Origin of the sequence: Sulfitobacter sp. D7 (assembly GCF_003611275.1) — a bacterium.
GTDB classification, from domain to species: Bacteria; Pseudomonadota; Alphaproteobacteria; order Rhodobacterales; family Rhodobacteraceae; genus Sulfitobacter; species Sulfitobacter profundi.
Genome location: NZ_CP020695.1, coordinates 88572 through 107237 on the forward strand (window position 1 = coordinate 88572; position 18666 = coordinate 107237).

The 18666-nt window shown below is 62.7% G+C and carries 17 protein-coding genes; 14 read left to right on the forward strand and 3 right to left on the reverse strand.

Annotated features, from left to right (window positions below; translation table 11 throughout):
* Positions 1–3: 3 nt before the first annotated feature.
* The 3 genes from B5M07_RS19515 to B5M07_RS16920 form a co-directional block, all read right to left on the reverse strand.
* On the reverse strand, positions 4–174 hold the full coding sequence (locus B5M07_RS19515; protein ID WP_162931903.1) for a hypothetical protein: 171 nt from the start codon (positions 172–174) through the stop codon (positions 4–6).
* Positions 171–1670: a glucan biosynthesis protein gene (locus B5M07_RS16915; RefSeq protein ID WP_120352452.1), complete on the reverse strand. Its 1500-nt coding sequence runs from the start codon at positions 1668–1670 to the stop codon at positions 171–173. Before B5M07_RS16915 ends, B5M07_RS19515 begins: the two co-directional genes overlap by 4 nt.
* Before the next feature lie 396 nt (positions 1671–2066).
* On the reverse strand, positions 2067–3095 hold the full coding sequence (locus B5M07_RS16920; RefSeq protein WP_120352369.1) for an Ldh family oxidoreductase: 1029 nt from the start codon (positions 3093–3095) through the stop codon (positions 2067–2069).
* A gap of 105 nt (positions 3096–3200) precedes the next feature.
* Here B5M07_RS16920 and B5M07_RS16925 point away from each other — a divergent pair, with 105 nt between their 5' ends.
* From B5M07_RS16925 to B5M07_RS16990, 14 genes are all read left to right on the forward strand, one after another.
* Entirely contained in the window at positions 3201–4718 is a 1518-nt protein-coding gene (locus tag B5M07_RS16925) for an aldehyde dehydrogenase (NADP(+)) (RefSeq protein WP_120352370.1), read from the forward strand.
* 244 nt (positions 4719–4962) lie between these two features.
* On the forward strand, positions 4963–5769 hold the full coding sequence (locus tag B5M07_RS16930; RefSeq protein ID WP_067624957.1) for an ABC transporter substrate-binding protein: 807 nt from the start codon (positions 4963–4965) through the stop codon (positions 5767–5769).
* Between the two features lie 61 nt (positions 5770–5830).
* Positions 5831–6496, forward strand: coding sequence for an amino acid ABC transporter permease (locus B5M07_RS16935; RefSeq protein ID WP_120352371.1), 666 nt, complete (start codon positions 5831–5833; stop codon positions 6494–6496).
* Positions 6497–6509: 13 nt separating this feature from the next.
* Positions 6510–7163, forward strand: coding sequence for an amino acid ABC transporter permease (locus B5M07_RS16940; protein WP_120352372.1), 654 nt, complete (start codon positions 6510–6512; stop codon positions 7161–7163).
* A complete protein-coding gene (locus B5M07_RS16945) occupies positions 7156–7878 on the forward strand; it encodes an amino acid ABC transporter ATP-binding protein (protein WP_067624965.1) in 723 nt (240 codons plus the stop codon). Before B5M07_RS16940 ends, B5M07_RS16945 begins: the two co-directional genes overlap by 8 nt.
* The gene (locus B5M07_RS16950) at positions 7878–9101 is read left to right on the forward strand and encodes an NAD(P)/FAD-dependent oxidoreductase (protein ID WP_120352373.1); all 1224 of its coding nucleotides are present in this window, start codon (positions 7878–7880) and stop codon (positions 9099–9101) included. The genes B5M07_RS16945 and B5M07_RS16950 overlap by 1 nt, the downstream gene beginning before the upstream one ends.
* 8 nt (positions 9102–9109) lie before the next feature.
* Positions 9110–10111, forward strand: a complete 1002-nt coding sequence (locus B5M07_RS16955) for a 4-hydroxyproline epimerase (RefSeq protein ID WP_120352374.1) — start codon at positions 9110–9112, stop codon at positions 10109–10111.
* A 16-nt stretch (positions 10112–10127) separates the two neighbouring features.
* A complete protein-coding gene (gene lhpI, locus B5M07_RS16960) occupies positions 10128–11825 on the forward strand; it encodes a cis-3-hydroxy-L-proline dehydratase (RefSeq protein WP_120352375.1) in 1698 nt (565 codons plus the stop codon).
* The gene (locus tag B5M07_RS16965) at positions 11818–12849 is read left to right on the forward strand and encodes a trans-3-hydroxy-L-proline dehydratase (protein ID WP_120352376.1); all 1032 of its coding nucleotides are present in this window, start codon (positions 11818–11820) and stop codon (positions 12847–12849) included. The genes lhpI and B5M07_RS16965 overlap by 8 nt, the downstream gene beginning before the upstream one ends.
* Positions 12850–13059: 210 nt before the next feature.
* Positions 13060–14676 carry a peptide ABC transporter substrate-binding protein gene (locus B5M07_RS16970; protein WP_120352377.1) on the forward strand — a complete coding sequence of 539 codons (1617 nt, stop codon included), beginning with the start codon at positions 13060–13062 and terminating at the stop codon, positions 14674–14676.
* A gap of 97 nt (positions 14677–14773) precedes the next feature.
* Positions 14774–15691 carry an oligopeptide ABC transporter permease OppB gene (oppB, locus tag B5M07_RS16975; RefSeq protein WP_120352378.1) on the forward strand — a complete coding sequence of 306 codons (918 nt, stop codon included), beginning with the start codon at positions 14774–14776 and terminating at the stop codon, positions 15689–15691.
* A gap of 1 nt (position 15692) precedes the next feature.
* Entirely contained in the window at positions 15693–16607 is a 915-nt protein-coding gene (locus B5M07_RS16980) for an ABC transporter permease subunit (protein WP_120352379.1), read from the forward strand.
* Complete coding sequence (locus B5M07_RS16985) at positions 16607–17575, forward strand: oligopeptide/dipeptide ABC transporter ATP-binding protein (RefSeq protein WP_120352380.1); 969 nt, start codon at positions 16607–16609, stop codon at positions 17573–17575. Before B5M07_RS16980 ends, B5M07_RS16985 begins: the two co-directional genes overlap by 1 nt.
* Positions 17572–18579, forward strand: a complete 1008-nt coding sequence (locus tag B5M07_RS16990) for an ABC transporter ATP-binding protein (RefSeq protein WP_120352381.1) — start codon at positions 17572–17574, stop codon at positions 18577–18579. The genes B5M07_RS16985 and B5M07_RS16990 overlap by 4 nt, the downstream gene beginning before the upstream one ends.
* The last annotated feature ends 87 nt before the right edge of the window (positions 18580–18666 follow it).

Here is an 18666-nt window from a genome sequence, read left to right on the forward strand (position 1 = left end):
AACCTAGGCCTTGCGCCGCAGCAGGAACGCCCGCGCGACATCGGCCAGCCCGGCCAGATGGCCGCGCCGTTCCAAGGTCTGCCGTGGCATGGCAAGCGGGGCGGCGGGCGGCATCCAGGTCTCGGCCTCAACCGTCATTGCGGAATAGGGGGTCGTCGCGTCTTGAAGGTTCATGCGTTGATCCATTGGTACACCCATGTCTCTGTAAGATTGCGGTCATATCCCGATAGAACTGCCTTGATTTCGACGATGGCGTCAGGCTCTGCACGCAGTTCCAGCACCAGCCGCCATTCGTCTCTGCCATCTACCCGGCTCAGGATCGCCTCGACGATTTCGCCGTTCTGCGCGCTGGCGATCGGCTCCAACTCTGCGTCGCTTGGCATATCGCTCAGCTGTCCGCCGGCAAAGTCGATGACGAATTTGCGGGTTTGCGTATCTGCCTCTACCCCCGCAACCCCGCCGTGGCCCGAACGCAGCCGCACCACGCGGCCAAGGGTCTGCGGGGTCGCGCCCGGTGGGTTCATCCCCCAGTGCATGCGGTAATCATAGGCCAATTCATCACCGGCCCGGGTTTCGCCCTCGGGAATCCAATAGGCGACGATGTTGTCATTGCCCTCCAGATCGGAGGGAATTTCGACCAGTCGCACCGTGCCCTTGCCCCAGTCGCCCAAGGGTTCAATCATCAAAGAGGGGCGCCGTTCGTAATGGGCCTGCGCATCGAGGTAATGCTCAAAGTCCCGGTTGCGCTGTGCCAGCCCGAAGGAGCGCGGGCTCTGCGCCCCGAAATAGGAACTCGCCAAACGCGGCGGATTGTTCAGCGGGCGGCAGAGGGTCGCATCCTTGCCCGCGTTCAGCACCAAGACTTCGCTGTCGTGAACCGAGGGGCGGAAATCGTCAAAGCTGCCCTTGTCCGCGCCATTGTGCAGGAACATCGAGGTCAGGGGCGCGATGCCAAGCTGCTTGATATCTTTGCGCAGGAACAGCCGCATGGTGACCTCGACGGTGGTGTCGTCGCCCGGTGTGATCACGAACCTATAGGCGCCGGTCACCGACGGGCTGTCGAGTGCGGCATAGATCGTGGCGCTGCTATCGCCCGGTTCGGGACGGCGCAGCCAGACCTCGCTGAAACGGGGGAACTCCTCGCCTTCGGGCAGGCCGGTGTTGACGGCAAGACCACGCGCGCTCAGCCCATAAAGCGTGTCTTTCCCCAGAGCGCGGAAATAGCTCGCGCCTTGGAAGACGATCAATTCGTCGAAAATATCGGCGCGGTTGAGTGGGGTGTGCAGACGGAAACCGGCAACGCCCGGCATCTCGGCATTGGGGGGGATCGACTTGGCAAGCGCCGCGTCGTCATATTCAAAATCCGCGGTGGTGAAGCCCATGGGCTCAACCGTCTCGCCCCGGACCTCGTTGATCTTCACCGCTTCTTTGAACAGCCAGCCGGGGTGGAAGGCGTGCAACCTAAAGGTAACGCCCTTTTCCTGCCAGCGCGCCTGTTCGGGTCGGAATCGAATCCGTTGGTAAGCGTCGTAATCAAGATCGGCGAGGAACCCTTTGACCGGCTTCGGAGCCGCATAGGACGACTGCGCCAAGTCCCGCATGTCATTGACCAGATTGTCGAATGTGAAGGAGGCGGCAGGCACCTCTTGCGCGCGACCGCGCAGCGGCATCAGCGCGGCGGCAAAGGACGCGGCTGAGAGGGTCAGAAACTGACGCCGCTCTAAGCCTTCGGTCCGCAATTTTTTCGATCGTGTAGTAGAAGAATTTGGCAAAACAATACCCCGAGAGACACGTTAAGAGTGTGCAATTTTTTCCCTATCTAATCCTTTCGGCGGCGCTGGAAACTTGATTCAGTAACTTTCAGCGGAATGCTGCAGAGCAGCGCGGAAAATCGCCTATCCGGGCTTTGCTTGCCGGGGTCTGCACAAAATTTTGCCCAGATTACCGTAGCATCGCCGCTTTTTTTGACATTCGATCCTGTGAAGCGGCGCCATTGGTGGGGCTTTGGGGGCATGCTACGGCTCTCAGCGCTCCAACCTCAGACGGGGCCGAAGCGCGGGAGGGGGTCAAACCGCGTCGAGCCCGTCGGCCAACAAGCGCTCTAGGCTTTGCATTTCGACCTCCGTCAGGGGAATCCCCTTTGCGCGGGTTTCAGCGCGGGCCTTGAACCGGCGCTGCGAGGGCAGCCGCGCCCCTTGGCCCGTGATCGCGGCAAAGAGCGTTTCCGCCCGCGCAAAGGGATCACCGGGGCGGCCAGCGGCAAACTTTTCCGGGTCGAAGGCGATGATCAACTCACCATGCGCCGGCGCGAGGGTGAGAGAGCCCAAGGCGTCGCGCGCCTCTGGGCTGGTCAGGTCGCCGATCATCACCCCGGCGAGCAGTTCGATCATGGTGGAAATGGCGGAGCCCTTATGGCCACCAAAGGGCAACATGGCCCCGGCAAGGGCGGCTTCGGGCTCGGTCGTGGGCCTGCCGTCTGGCGCGATGGCCCAGCCTTCGGGCAGGGGCGTGCCCGCGCGGCGGTGCAATTCGATCTCTCCCCGCGCGGCGACGCTGGTGGCAAAATCAAAGACGTAAGGGTCGCCCTCTGCCCGTGGCCAGCCAAAGGCGAAAGGGTTGGTCCCCATCAAGGGGTCGGTGCCGCCCGACGGGGCCACGCTGGCATAGCTGGGGCACATCGCCATGGCGGCGAGGCCCATATCGGTCAACGTCTCAATCTCGGGCCAGAGGGCGGCGAAATGGGTGCAATCGTTGATCACCATGGCGGCGATCCCGGTCGTGCGGCAACGCTCTGCCAGCACCGGCGCGCCCGCGTCGAATGCAGCGTTGGAAAAGCCGCCTCCCGCATTCACCCGCACAATGGCGCTGTCGTCTTGGTGCATCTGCGGCACCGCATCGGGCACCACTTTGCCCGCCTTGATCGTGCGCAGGCACCCTTCGATCCGGTAGATGCCGTGGGATTTGCAGGCATCGCCTTCGCCCGCCACGATCACCCGCGCGAGGGCGGCGGCATTCTGCGGCGACAGGCCCGCGCCTTGGAAAATCTGCATGACAATTCCGTTTAGGGCGTCGTGGGACAGGGTCGTATCGGTCATCTGGATCCTCGCAGGGCTTGGGTTGCAATCATGCATACATCATGTATGCAGTTGCGCAGAGACGCAAGCTGACACCGGGCCGCGGCCCGCATGAAAGGATAAATGATGGCCTTTACCCCCCATGGCAAACACCTGATCGCTGGCGAATGGATCGCCACGGACGACCGCTTTAGCTCTAGCCCCGCCCATGGGCCTGTGCATGAATTCTCGGTCGGGACGGTAGATTTGGTCGACCAAGCCTGCGAAGCCGCCGAAGCGGCGTTTTGGGATTACGGCTATTCCAGCCGGGCCACCCGCGCCAAGTTTCTGAACGCCATCGCCGATGAGATCGACGCCCGCGGCGCCGAAATCACCGAGATCGGCAGCCAAGAAAGCGGCCTGCCCGCAGCGCGTCTGGAAGGAGAGCGGGGCCGGACCGTTGGCCAACTGCGCCTATTCGCGGCACATATCGAGAAGGGTGCATATCTCGACCGGCGTTTCGATGCTGCCATGCCCGAACGCCAACCCGCCCCGCGCCCGGCGATCACCATGGTGCAACGCCCCATCGGCCCCGTGGCCGTCTTTGGTGCGTCGAACTTCCCGCTGGCTTTCTCGGTCGCAGGCGGTGACACGGCGGCGGCGCTGGCGGCAGGCTGCCCGGTCGTGGTCAAAGGTCACTCCGCCCACCCCGGCACCGGAGAGATCGTTGCCGAAGCGATTCATGCAGCGGTTGAAAGCTGCGGCATGCCGCGCGGGGTGTTTTCGCTGATCCAAGGCGGCAACCGCGCTGTCGGTCAGGCCGTGGTGCAGCATCCGCTGATCAAGGCCGTGGGTTTCACCGGCTCTCTCGCGGGGGGGCGGGCGCTGTTCGATCTCTGCGCCGCGCGGCCAGAGCCGATCCCCTTCTTTGGTGAATTGGGCTCGGTCAACCCTATGTTCATGCTCCCCGCCGCGATGGAGGCACGGGCCGAGGAACTGGGCAAAGGCTGGGCCGCGTCCCTGACCATGGGCGCGGGCCAGTTCTGCACCAATCCGGGCATTGCCGTGGTGATCGACGGGGCAGGGGCAGACGCCTTCGTGCAAAGTGCCGCCACCGCACTGCAAGACGTGGCCGAACAGGTCATGCTGACCGACGGTATCGCGCAGGCCTTCTGTGCAGGCCGCGACACGTTCAAGGCCGCGCAAAGCCTGCGCCAAGTGCATGTAGCCGACAGCACTGGCCGCAACGCCGCCCCGGCCCTGTTCGAGACCACGGGCGCAGAGTTCAAAGCCAACCCGGCGCTGCATGAAGAAGTCTTTGGCCCGCTGGGGCTGGTGGTGCGGGTTGCTTCGCTGGAAGAGATGCGCGCGCTGGCTCTCGATCTGGACGGGCAGTTGACCATCACCCTGCATATGGGTGACGCGGATGTTAAGGCCGCGCGGGTCTTGATGCCGGTGCTGGAACGCAAAGCCGGACGTCTGTTGGCAAACGGCTTCCCCACCGGCGTCGAGGTGGTGGATTCCATGGTGCACGGCGGGCCCTATCCGGCCAGCACCAACTTTGGCGCGACCAGTGTGGGCACCCTGTCGATCCGGCGTTTCCTGCGGCCTGTTTCCTATCAGAACCTGCCTGCGGCGCTCCTGCCCGAAGACGCGGCGGAGTGACCCCAGACCGAGAAAGCCGGGCCGCGTGTCTGGCTTTCTCATTTCAGCCTGAAAAGGGAGCGGCTGCGGCTCTATCCCATCCCCAGACAACGACGATAGCGTCTCAATAGTTCAAAAATATGTCGACACACTGATAAAAGTTAAAAATACATATTGTATTTTTAATGAGGACATAGTTCCTTCATACCACCCCGTACCCCGCCCAGAGAGAGTCGGGGGCGACCAACCCAAGAGGGAGATATCTATGAAATTCACGCAACTCGCCGGGAGCCTCGTGGCCGCCACCGTGATCGGCACCGCCGCTCAGGCCGACAAACTGGACGACATCATTTCTTCGGGCACGCTGCGCTGCGCCGTGGTGCTGGACTTCCCGCCCATGGGCTCGCGCGATGACAGCAACACGCCCGTCGGCTTCGACGTGGATTACTGCAACGATCTGGCCGCAGCACTTGGTGTCGAGGCCGAGATCGTTGAGACGCCTTTCCCTGACCGTATCCCCGCGCTTGTTTCTGGCCGCGCGGATGTAGGCGTTGCCTCCACGTCCGACACGCTGGAACGGGCGAAGACAGTCGGTTTTTCGGTCCCCTACTTCGCATTTACCAACGTTGTGCTGACGCGCGAAGACGCAGGCGTCGACAGCTTTGAAAGCCTCAAGGGCAAAACCGTCGGCTCCGTCGCAGGCACGTTTGAGGCCATCGCGCTGGAAGAGCAGGTCGACGCATGGGACGAGGGCAGCTTCCGCTCCTATCAGAGCCAAGCCGATGTGTTCCTGTCCCTGTCCCAAGGTCAGATCGACGCGACCGTCGTGACTTCCACCGTGGCGTCTTCCATCGTCAACGGCGGCAAATTCGAAGGTCTGACCATCGCGGGCGATGCGCCCTTTGATGTGGACTATGTCGGTCTGATCGGCCTGCGTCAGGAATACGGTCTGCTGAACTATCTCGATCTCTTCGTGAACCAGCAGGTGCGCTCGGGCCGCTATCAGGAATTGTTCGACAAATGGGTCGGCGGCGACGCGCCTGACCTGACCATCGCCAAAGCCTATCGTTGATGGATGCGGGGGCCGCAGCTTGCGGCCCCCGTCTGCCGATAACCGCTGATCGGAGCAAATGATGGGCAACTACACCTTTCAATGGCGACAGGCCTTTCGCGCTTTCCCAGAAATGCTGGAAGGCGCGCTGGTCACGCTGCAGATATCGATCCTGTCGATGCTGATCGGCGTTGCCATCGCCGTGCTGCTGGCCGTGGGCCGCGATGCCAAATCGCGCTGGCTGCGGGCACCTGCGACCGCATGGGTCGAAGTGGCGCGGAACACCCCCGCACTTTTTCAGATTTACATGGCGCATTTCGGGCTTGGGTCTTTCGGGATCTACCTCAGCCCCTATGCCGCACTGCTGGCCGGGATCGCCTTCAACAACGCGGGCTACCTGTGCGAGACGTTCCGCGGCGCGATGCGGGCCATTCCGGACACGCAGCTGCGCGCCGGTCGGTCACTGGGCATGGGGCAAGCAAAAGCGTTTCGCCTGATCATCGTGCCGCAGATGTTCCGCATCTCGTTTCTGCCAACCACAAACCAGATGATCTGGGCGATTTTGATGACATCCCTGGGTGTCACGGTGGGCCTGAATTCGGACCTCGCGGGGGTCACACAAGACCTCAATGCGCGCAGCTTCCGGACCTTTGAATTCTTCGCATTGGCGGCGGTGATCTACTACGTGATCGCCAAGGCCGTGATGCTCGGCGCACGGCTCATGGCCGCCCGCCTGTTTCGCTACTGAAGGAAGAGAATAGATGTTTGATACGGCTCTGACCTTCAACGACTTAATGTTCATGCTCAAAGGCGCGGGTGTGACGCTTTCGGTCACCGCCTTTGCGGTGGTGGGCGGCACGCTGCTTGGCGTCTTCTTCGGGGTGCTGCGCAGCCAGATCAGCCCTTGGGCGGCCCTGCCGCTGACCTTTGTGCTGGATATCTTCCGCTCGGTTCCGCTGCTGATCCAGCTGATCCTCGCCAACGCTTTTCAGGCCATCGCGGGCTGGGGGATTTCCCCCTTCGTGACCTCCTGCATCGTGCTGGCGCTTTATACCTCGGCCTATTGCACCGAGATCGTGCGCGGCGCGATTGAGGCGGTGCCTTCGGTCACCCGCCGTGCGGCGCGCTCGCTCGGCATGACATGGGGCCAAGACCTCACGCAGATCGTCTTTCCCATGGCGCTGCGCGTGGGCCTGCCCAGTTGGATCGGCCTGACGCTTGGCGTGATGAAAGACAGCGCGCTGGTGATGTGGCTTGGCATCATCGAATTGCTGCGCGCCTCGCAAATTCTGGTGACACGCCTGCAAGAGCCGATGTTCATCCTGCTCGTGACGGGTGCGATCTACTTCGCGCTCAGTTTCCCCATTGCCCGGCTTGGCAGCCGCTTGGAAAAAAGGTGGCAAGAAAATGATTGAGATTGAAAACGTCCATAAATCCTTTGGCGCACTTCAGGTGCTCAAGGGCATCGACCTGACCGTGCAGAAGGGCGAGGTCGTCTCGGTGATCGGCGGCTCTGGTTCGGGCAAATCGACGCTGCTGACCTGCATCAACGGGTTGGAGCCGATCGACAATGGCCGCATCGTGGTCGACGGCACCGAGGTCCACGCCCGCGACACCGACCTGAACAAGCTGCGCCGCAAAATCGGCATCGTGTTCCAGCAATTCAACGCCTTCCCGCATCTGACGGTGCTGGAAAACGTCACGCTGGCTCCGCGCAAGGTCAAAGGTATGGGCCGCAAAGAAGCCGAAGAGATCGCGGTGCAGCAGCTTTCGCATGTGGGGCTGGCCGACAAGCTGGGCGTCTACCCCAGCCGCCTGTCGGGCGGGCAGCAACAGCGGATGGCGATTGCGCGTGCATTGGCGATGTCGCCCGATTACATTCTCTTCGACGAGGTGACCTCGGCGCTCGACCCGCAACTGGTGGGCGAGGTGCTGGACACGCTCAAATTGCTGGCAGATGAGGGGATGACGATGATCTGTGTCACCCATGAGATGAGTTTCGCACGCGATGTGTCGGACCGTGTGGCGTTCTTTCACAAGGGCGTCATGGCCGAGATCGGCGCGCCGGATCAAATCTTTGGCGATCCGCAGCAAGAAGAGACCCGCCAATTCCTGTCGAGCGTCCGGTAATGAGCCAATCTCCGGTGACGGTTGTCGGCGCTGGCGTGGTGGGCCTGTCTACCGCGCTGGCGCTTCAGGCGCGCGGGTTGCCCGTGCGGGTGATCGACCGCGAAGGTCCGGCAGCGGGGGCGTCGGCGGGCAATGCGGGTGCTTTTGCTTTTACCGAGATCCTGCCGCTGGCTTCGCCCCGGATGATCCGGCAAGCGCCGAAGTGGCTGCTTGATCCGCTTGGGCCGCTTTCCGTGCCGCCGCGCTATGCCGCGCGGATCGCGCCGTGGATGTGGCGCTTTTGGAAAGCGAGTTGGCCCGCGCAGGTGCGCGCCTCGACCGTGGCGCAGACGGCACTGATGAAGCTCTCGCAAGCCGCCCTTGAACCGCATCTGGAGATGAGCGGTCTGGCGCATATGCTGCGGCACGACGGGCAGTTGCAGGTCTATGAAGCCGAGACCGAGTTCCGCGCGTCACTCCCCGGTTGGCAAGCCCGCGAAGAGGCGGGGATCGCCTTCACGCATCTAAAGGGCGATGAGATTGCGGCCTATCAACCCGGTCTTGCGCCCGGCTTCACCCATGCGACCTTCACCCCGGAGTGGCAGTCGATTTCGGACCCGCGTGACTATGTGCTGGCGATGGCAGAACGCTTCCGGGCAGGGGGTGGCGAGATCACGATCACTCGCGCCGAGCGTCTGGTTGCGGGCGGGGTCGAAACCTCCGATGGCATGATCCCCGGCTGCGTCGTGCTGGCCGCAGGTGCGCACTCGCATCACTTGGCCCTCACCGCCGGCGCGAAAATCCCGCTGGAGACCGAGCGAGGCTATAACACGACGCTGCCCGCCGGGGCCTTCGACCTGAAGCGTCAGATCACCTTCGGCGGCCATGGCTTTGTCATCAGCAAGGTCGGCGACGGCCTGCGCGTTGGCGGGGCGGTGGAACTGGGCGGGCTCGACCTGCCGCCGAACTTTGCCCGCGCCGATGCGATGCTGAAAAAGGCCAAGCGCTTCCTGCCGGGGCTCGACACCTCGGGTGGCACGCAATGGATGGGTTTCCGCCCCTCGCTCCCCGACAGCCTGCCTGCCATCGGGGCATTGCCAAACCGCCCGGATGTCTTCTGCGCCTTCGGCCACGGGCATCTTGGCCTCACCCAATCGGCGGGCACCGCCGCTATCATCGCGGACCTGATGACCGGCCAAGACCCCGGCATCGATCTGACCCCCTTCTCTCCCGCCCGTTTCTAGAGGCTGACATGACGCAACACACATTTCCTTGTATCGACGGCCACACCTGCGGCAATCCGGTACGGCTCGTCACCGGCGGCGCGCCCCTGCTCAAAGGTGCGAACATGCTGGAAAAACGCGCGCATTTTCTGGCGGAATACGACTGGATCCGCACCGGTCTGATGTTCGAGCCGCGCGGCCATGACCAGATGTCGGGCGCGATCCTTTATCCGCCGACACGGGATGATTGCGACATCGCCGTTCTCTTCATCGAAACTTCGGGCTGCCTGCCGATGTGCGGCCACGGCACCATCGGCACGGTCACCATCGCGCTGGAAAACGGACTGGTGACACCTGCCTCCCCCGGCCAGTTGCGCCTTGAGACCCCCGCCGGGCGGGTCGATGTGACCTACCGCCAAGAGGGGCGTTTCGTCGAAGAAGTACGGCTGACCAATGTGCCAGCCTTCCTCCATGCCGAAGGGCTGACGGCTGAGGTCGACGGATTGGGCGAAGTGGTGGTCGATGTGGCCTATGGCGGCAATTTCTACGCCATCGTCGAGCCGCAGAAAAACTTCCGCGATATGGCAGATTTCTCGGTCTCCGAACTGGTCGGTCTCAGCCCGAAACTCCGCACGGCGCTGAACGCGAAATACGAATTCATCCACCCCGAACACCCCGCCATCAACGGGCTAAGCCACATCCTATGGACCGGTGATGCCCAAGCCCCCGAGGCTCACGCCCGCAACGCGGTCTTCTACGGCGACAAGGCGATCGACCGTTCGCCTTGCGGCACCGGCACCTCTGCCCGGATGGCGCAGCTTGCTGCCAAGGGGAAGCTAAAGGTGGGCGATGATTTCGTGCATGAATCCATCATCGGGTCGATGTTCAACGGCCGCGTCGAAGCAGCGGCGGAGGTGGCGGGAAAGCCCGCGATCATCCCCTCCATCGCCGGTTGGGCCCGGGTCACCGGCTTTAACACCATCTTTATCGACGAGCGTGATCCCTTCGCGCATGGCTTTGTCGTCACCTGACTTGGAAAGGCTCCCCATGGCGCAAATCATCGTTCCCGCCGAGGCCCAAGGCGCGGTGCTCGTCTCGCCCGAGGGGTTGAGTTTCTGGGGTGGCGTCGATCCGGCCAGCGGCAAGGTCATCGACGCGCATCACCCGCTGTGCGGTCAGTCGCTGGCGGGGAAGATCGTGTTGATGTCCACCAGTCGGGGGTCTTGCACCGGCAGTGGCGTGCTGTTGGAACTGGCGCTGAATGGCCATGCGCCCGCCGCCTTGGTTTTCCGCGAGGCCGAAGACATCCTGACCTTGGGGGCGCTGATCGCGGGCAAAATGTTCGACAAGCCGCTCGCGGTACTGCGCCTCGGCGCAAACGACTACGACCTGCTCGCCAAAGCGCGCAGCGCGCGGATTACGCCGGAGATGCTGAGCACGGATGAGTGGGACTTGCCGCTGTCCGACAGGCCCGCCCGCGATCTGCATCTCACCGCTGAGGATCAAGCGATGCTGGACGGAGCCCACGGCCCGGCCGTGCAACTGGCGATGGAGATCATCTGCACCATGGCGCGCGGGCAGGGGGCCGAGAGGCTGGTCGACGTGACCCGCGTGCATATCGACGGCTGCATCTACGCCAGCCCGGCCAATCTGCTTTTTGCCCAGACCATGGCCGATATGGGCTCGCAGGTGCGGGTGCCAACGACGATGAACGCCATCTCGGTCGATCACGGCAACTGGCGCGCGCAAGGCGTGCCGCCGGATTTCGGCCTGCCCGCCAGCCGTCTGGCCGATGCCTATGTTACCATGGGTGCGCGGCCCAGTTTCACCTGCGCGCCTTACCAGCTGCCCGCCCCGCCCGAGCGCGGCGAGTTCATCGCGTGGTCTGAATCCAACGCCGTGATCTATGCCAATAGCGTGCTTGGCGCGCGGACGGTGAAACATCCCGATTTCCTCGACCTGTGCATCGCGCTGACCGCACGCGCGCCGCTTTCGGGGGTCTATCTGGATGAACACCGCGCCCCACGCCGGGTGATCGATGTGGCATTGCCCGCGCAATATGACGAGGCGATCTGGCCGATGCTCGGCTGGCTGGCGGGGCAGGCGGCACCGGACCGGATCCCGCTGCTGCGCGGGCTGGAAACCGCTGCGCCGAACGAGGATGACCTCAAAGCGCTCTGCGCCGCCTTTGGCACCACCTCCGCCGCGCCGATGCTGCATGTGGCAGGCGTCACGCCCGAAGCCGATCTGCCCCCCGTGGCTAAGGCCGATACGCTGCGCATCACGTCCAAAGACCTGCGCCGTGTCTGGCGGCAATTCAACGCGGGGCCTGCGCAGGTCGATCTCGTGGCCTTCGGCAGCCCGCATTTCTCGCTCGCGGAATGCCGAGCTTTGGATGCGGCTCTGGCCGGGCGAAAACGTCACCCAGACACGGCGGTTATCGTTACCCTTGGGCATGACACGCTCACGGCGGCGCGCGACGACGGCACCGTGGCGCGGCTCGAAGCGGCAGGGGTGCAGGTCGTGCCCGACATCTGCTGGTGCTCGATTTCCGAGCCGGTCTTCCCGCCCTCGACCAAGGTGTTGATGACCAACTCGGGCAAATATGCCCATTACGCACCGGGCCTTTCAGGCCGTGGAGTGCGCTTTGGCAGCATCGCCGATTGCGTGGATGCTGCCGTGACCGGGCAGGCCGGAGAAGCTTTGCCCAAATGGCTGGCTGAGGAGGAGACAAACAATGCGTAGCAGTAAGACCGTTCACGTCATTTCTGCCCATGCCGAGGGCGAAGTCGGCGATGTGATCGTCGGCGGTGTCACCCCGCCCCCCGGCGACACGCTTTGGGAGCAAAGCCGTTGGATCGCGCGGGACCAGACGCTCCGCAACTTCGTGCTGAACGAGCCGCGCGGCGGGGTGTTTCGCCATGTGAACCTGCTCGTCCCGCCGAAAGACCCGCGCGCCGATGCGGCCTTTATCATCATGGAGCCGGAGGACACGCCGCCGATGTCGGGCTCCAACTCGATCTGCGTGTCGACTGTCCTGCTGGACGGGGGGATCCTGCCGATGACCGAACCGGTGACGGAGCTAACGCTCGAAGCGCCGGGCGGGCTGGTGAAGGTCCGCGCGGAATGTCGCAATGGCAAGGCGGAGCGTATTTTCGTGCAGAACCTGCCGAGCTTCGCCGCCCGGTTGGATGTGCCGCTTGAGGTCGAAGGGCTGGGCAGGCTCACCGTCGATACCGCCTATGGCGGCGACAGTTTCGTGGTCGTCGATGCCGCGGCGATGGGGTTTTCGCTGGAGGCGCATGAGGCCCATGACATCGCCCGCCTCGGCGTGCGGATCACCAATGCCGCGAATGCTGCGATGCGGTTTGAGCACCCCGAGAACCCCGATTGGCAGCATTTCTCATTTTGCCTTTTTGCCGGGCCAGTCATCCGCGACGCGACCGGTCTGCGCGCCGGGGCGGCGGTGGCAATCCAGCCGGGCAAGGTCGATCGCTCCCCCACGGGCACGGCGCTCTGCGCGCGGATGGCGCTGCTGCATGCGCGGGGGGAAATGGGGGTGGAGGACAGCCTGACCACGGTCTCGCTGATCGGCTCGACCTTTACCGGGCGGATCTTGGGCGAGACGCGCGTCGGCGATCATCCGGCGATCCTTCCCGAACTCTCTGGGCGGGGCTGGGTCACAGGCATCCACCAGCACATGCTAGACCCCGATGACCCGTGGCCCGGCGGCTACCGACTGTCCGACACTTGGGGGGCACGCGGTTAGGCGCCCATCCCTTTCGCCAAATTGAACCCCGATCCCCCGGCCTGAGTGGGGGCGGGGCGCGGGGTGGATATTCGCCGCGCTACCGCCGCGCCGCCTCGGCGCGAAGCCGCCGTCCTTGGCTGACGCGAGGCAACGTCTTGCATGTGCTCTTCGTTTTCGATTGATTACTTTTCAATCAGAACACGAACTTTCAAACAACGGAGAGTCACCATGAAGCTACGCACCACACTTGCATCCTCCGCATTGGCGCTCAGCCTTGCGTTTCAGGCCCAAGCCGCCGATGTCCCCGAGGGTGTGAACCTTGCCGAAGATCAAAGCTATACCTTCTGGCTGCTTGACGCGATCAAGTCGATGGACCCGCAGATCAACACCGATGTCGAAGGTTCGGACGTGCTGCGCAACCTCTTTGAAGGGCTTTATAACGAAGACGGCAATGGCGAACTGGTCCCCGGTGTGGCGCTGGATCATGAGGTCTCCGAAGACGGCAAGACCTATACGTTCAACCTGCGCAAAGACGCCAAATGGTCCAATGGCGATCCGGTCACGGCCAATGATTTCGTCTATTCTTGGCGCCGTTTGGCGGACCCGGCGACCGCGTCGGAATACGCATGGTACATGGAGTTGATGCAGGTCGAAAACGCGCCTGAGATCATCGCCGGTGACAAGTCGCCCGAGGAATTGGGCATCCAAGCCGTCGACGACCACACGCTTGAGGTCAAGATCACCACGCCGCTGCCCTATTTCCCGCAGATGCTGGTGCATGGGTCGACCTTCCCCGTGCTGCAAAGCGTGGTGGAAGAGCATGGCGACGATTGGACCGATGCGGGCACGCTCGTCGGCAACGGCGCTTATAAACTGGTCGAGCATCAGTTGGGCGAACGTGTCGTGATGGAGAAGAACGACACCTATTGGGATACCGACAACGTGGTGATGGAGAAGATCACCGCGCTCACGATCAATGACGTGAACCAAGCGCTGACCCGCTATCTGGCGGGTGAGTTGGACCGCGTGGATATCCCCGCCGGGCAGTACCCGCGTCTGAAGAAAGAGTACCCCGAACAGGCGGTCTCAACCCCCTATAACTGCTCGTATATCTACATGCTGAACGTAGGGGAAAAGGGCCCCGAGGCGCTGAAAAACGTCAATGTACGCAAAGCCTTGGCCTATGCCATCGACCGCGACATCATTGTCGAGCGTATCCTGCAAGGCGGTCAGAAACCGTCGTACAACTGGACCCACTGGGCGATTGCCGATTTCGAGCGTCCCGAGTTGGATTGGGCCGACAATATGGATCAGGCGCAGCGCGTGGAAAAGGCCAAAGAACTGTTGGCCGAGGCGGGATATGGCCCCGACAACCCGCTCGACCTGACGCTGCAGTACAACACATCGGAAGATCACAAAAAGATCGCCATCGCGGCCTCGCAGATGCTCAAGCAGATCGGCGTGAACCTCACGCTGGATAACTACGAGTGGAAAGTGCACACCGACCGCATGCAGCGCCAAGACTACGACATGGCGCGCTATGCATGGTGCGGCGACTACAACGAGGCCTCGACCTACCTCGATCTGCTGACCTCATATTCGGGCCACAACAACGGCGAGTTCTACAATGACGCTTATGACAAGCTCATGAAGGACAGCAAAACCGCCGAAGACCCGCAGCCGCTTTACAAAGATGCGGAGCGTATCTTGGCCGAGGAAATGCCGATCATCCCGATCTACCACTACGCCAACGTCGACATGATCGCGGAAGACATCGAAGGTCTGCCCGAGAATAACGTCAACAACACGTGGTACGGTAAAGACCTCTATCGTACCGCGGAGTAACCTCTCGACATTCGGGCAGCCCGGCGGTTAGGGCACGGGCTGCCCGATTCCATTTTGCCCCCCCCTCAACCCCCCCCGTATCCGGAGCGCGCGCCTCTTGCTCAGTTACATCCTCAAGCGCCTTGCCATCGCTGTTCCGACGCTGCTTGTGCTGATCGTCATCTCCTTTCTGCTGATGCATTCCGCCCCTGGCGGGCCCTTCACATCAGAGCGTGAATTGCCGCCGCAGGTGCTGGCGAACCTCAATGCGAAATACGGGCTGGACGACCCGCTGTGGAAGCAGATCGGCAGCTATGTTTGGGGCATCGTGACCGAGTTCGATTTCGGGCCGAGCTTTGTTTACAAAGACCGTTCGGTGAATGAGATCATCGCCCAAGGTTTCCCGATTACGCTGACCTATGGGCTGTTGTCCTTTGCTGTCGCAGTGATCGTCGGCGTTGGCCTTGGCGTGGCCGCAGCGGTGCGGCACAACTCGCTGCTCGATTATGTCGCGGTTGGGGTTTCCATCGGGGCGCAGGTGCTGCCGAATTTCGTCATGGCGCCGATCTTGGTGCTGGTCTTTACGCTCTGGCTTGGTTGGTTGCCCGGGGGCGGGTGGCAAGGGCCGGAGTATTGGATCATGCCGGTGATCGCGCTGTCGACATCCTTCATGGCCTCGATTGCGCGGATCACCCGCTCGTCGATGCTTGAGGTGCTGACCTCGAACCACATCCGCACCGCGCGCGCCAAGGGGCTGCCCGAACGCCGGGTGATCCTGCGCCATGCGCTGAAACCCGCGATGCTGCCAGTGATTTCCTATCTGGGCCCCGCTTTCGTGGCGATGATCACCGGCTCCGTGGTGGTCGATATCTATTTCTCCACCGGCGGCATCGGCAAGGCTTTCGTCGATTCAGCGCTCAACCGCGATTACGCGGTGATGATGGGGGTGACGATCCTCGTGGGCGCGCTGACCATCTTCTTTAACCTCGTGGTCGATATCCTCTACGGGTGGATCGACCCCAAGATCCGGTACTGACATGGTGATGACATCCGAACAACGGGTCGAGGCCAGTGAGATTGCGGGCAAGGGGCGTTCCCCTTGGGCCGATGCGCGGCGGCGGTTCTTTCGCAACAAGGCGGCGCTGATGGGTCTGGTGATCCTCGGCTTCGTCGTGGTCTTTGCGCTTTTCGGCAACAGCTTTGCGCAATGGTCGAACGAGGAATTGGACTACAACGTCATGGGCCAGATCGTCGAATTGGGTGGGCCGTCGATTGAAAGCGGCCATTACTTTGGCACCGACGATCTGGGGCGCGATTTGTTCGCCCGCACCGTGCAAGGCACGCAGATCAGCCTCGCGGTGGGCCTTGTCGGCGCGTTGATTGCCTGTGTGGTCGGCACGCTTTACGGCGCGGTAGCGGGCTACTTCGGCGGGCGCACCGACAGCATCATGATGCGGCTCGTCGATATCTTCATGGCCGTGCCTTACATGTTCGTGCTGATCCTGCTCTTGGTGATGTATGGCCGTTCGATCACCATTCTTTTTGCGGGCGTCGGGCTGATCTCATGGATGGAGATGGCCCGCATCGTGCGCGGCCAGACGCTGACCATCAAGGGCCGCGAGTTTGTTGAGGCTGCCCGCGCCACCGGCGTTTCGGCCCCGGTCATCATCCTGCGCCATATCGTGCCCAACCTCTTGGGCGTCATCGCGGTATACGCCACGCTGCTGGTCCCGCTGATGATCCTGACGGAAAGCTTCATCTCTTTTCTCGGGCTTGGCATTCAGGAACCGCTGACCTCCCTCGGGGCGCTGATCTCCGAAGGGGCGGGCACCATCGCCTATGGCACCACTTGGCAGTTGGGTTTCCCGCTGCTGTTCTTCTGTCTCACGCTCTTTGGCCTGTTCTTTATCGGCGACGGATTGCGTGACGCGCTCGACCCCAAGGATCGCTGATGTCTCTGCTGCAAATCGACAATCTCTCTGTCACCTTCGACGGTGAAGACGGCCCCGTGCATGCGGTCAATGACCTGTCGCTCTCCATCGATAAGGGCGAGACGCTTGGCATCGTGGGCGAAAGCGGGTCGGGCAAAAGCCAGACCGCCTTTTCTGTCATGGGACTGCTCGCGCCGAATGGGCGCACTGATGGCTCGGTAAGGTTTGACGGGCAGGAAATTTTGGGCGCGAAGCCGAAGGTGCTGAACAAACTGCGGGCTGAGCGGATCGCGATGATCTTTCAAGATCCGATGACTTCGCTCAATCCCTATATGCGCATCGCCGACCAGATGACCGAGGTGCTGACCCTGCACAAAGGCATGTCCAAACGCGACGCACTGGCGGAGTCGGTGCGGATGTTGGACGCAGTAAAGATCCCCGCAGCCAAGGAGCGCATCCGCCTCTTCCCGCACGAGTTCTCCGGCGGGATGCGCCAGCGGGTGATGATCGCCATGTCGCTGCTGTGCAAACCCGACCTGCTGATCGCGGATGAGCCGACCACCGCGCTCGACGTGACGGTGCAGGCGCAGATCATGGACCTGCTGGGTGATCTGCAAAAGGATTTCGGCATGGCCACGATCCTCATTACCCATGACCTTGGCGTCGTCGCGGGCTTCTGCGAGCGGGTGCTGGTGATGTACGGTGGCCGCGTGATGGAGCAGGGCCCGACCGAGCCGCTTTTCGCGCAACCGACGCACCCCTACACCCGTGGCCTTCTGGCTGCCGTGCCGCGGGTCGATGACCAAGACGCCACCATGAAGGCGATCCCCGGCAACCCGCCCAACATGGCCGCCCCGCCCGAGGGCTGCCCTTTCCGCCCGCGCTGCTCCTACGCCGGTGAGGATTGCCGCGTGATGCCGCCACTTGCGCCTTTTGCCGAAGGCCGCGCCCGTGCCTGCCACCGTCCGATTTCGGAGGTCACCGCATGAGCCCGCTTCTCTCAGTGCGCGATCTCCACGTTCGTTTCCCCATCACCCGCGCTGGCGACATGCCTTGGACGAAACCGCGCTATCTGCACGCGGTGAACGGGGTGAGCTTTGATCTGGAGCCGGGCAAAACGCTTGGCGTGGTTGGCGAATCCGGCTGTGGTAAATCCACCCTCGCGCGGGGTTTGATCCAAATGGTCCCGGCGACGGGGCAGGTGAACTGGCGCGGAGAGACGGACCTGCTGTCACTCTCCCCCCGGCAGATGAAACCCTACCGTTCTGAGATCCAGATGGTGTTTCAAGACCCTCTGGCCTCGCTCAACCCCCGCATGACGCTGGGCCAGATTATCGCAGAGCCGCTGCGCACGCACCGGCCCGAGATCTCTGCCAAGGAACGCCGCGCCCGTGTCGCGCAGATGATGGAGCGCGTGGGTCTGCTGCCGCAGATGATCAACCGCTACCCGCATGAGTTCTCGGGCGGCCAGTGCCAACGCATCGGCATTGCCCGTGCCCTGATCGTGGAGCCGAAGTTGCTGATCTGCGATGAGCCGGTCTCGGCGCTTGATGTGTCGATCCAAGCGCAGGTGATTGAGTTGCTGAAGGAGCTGCAACGCGATCTGGGGCTGGCGATGATCTTTATCGCCCATGACCTCAGCGTGGTGAAAAACATCTCGGACGAGGTCATGGTGCTCTATCTGGGCCGCATCATGGAAAAGGCCCCCAAGGCGCAGCTCTACGACAACCCGCAGCACCCCTATACGCAGGCGTTGCTTTCGGCGGTGCCGATCCCCGACCCCGTGGCCGAACGCGCCAAGCAGATCGTGCCGATGACGGGCGATATGCCCTCCCCGATGAACCCGCCCTCGGGCTGTGTTTTCCGGGGCCGCTGCCCGCGCGTGCAGGCCGATTGCGCTGAGGTGGTGCCAGAACCGGGGCGGGGCGCGCATCAGGTGGCCTGCATTCACCCCGGCCCGATGCAGGAAAATGAAGTGGCCGTAGGGCGCTGACGCCCTGCTGTCGGTTTAAATCCCTTTATAATAACGCTTTACCTGCCGCCTTAGAACCCCGCGGCGGCTTTGCATTCTGCAAAAATG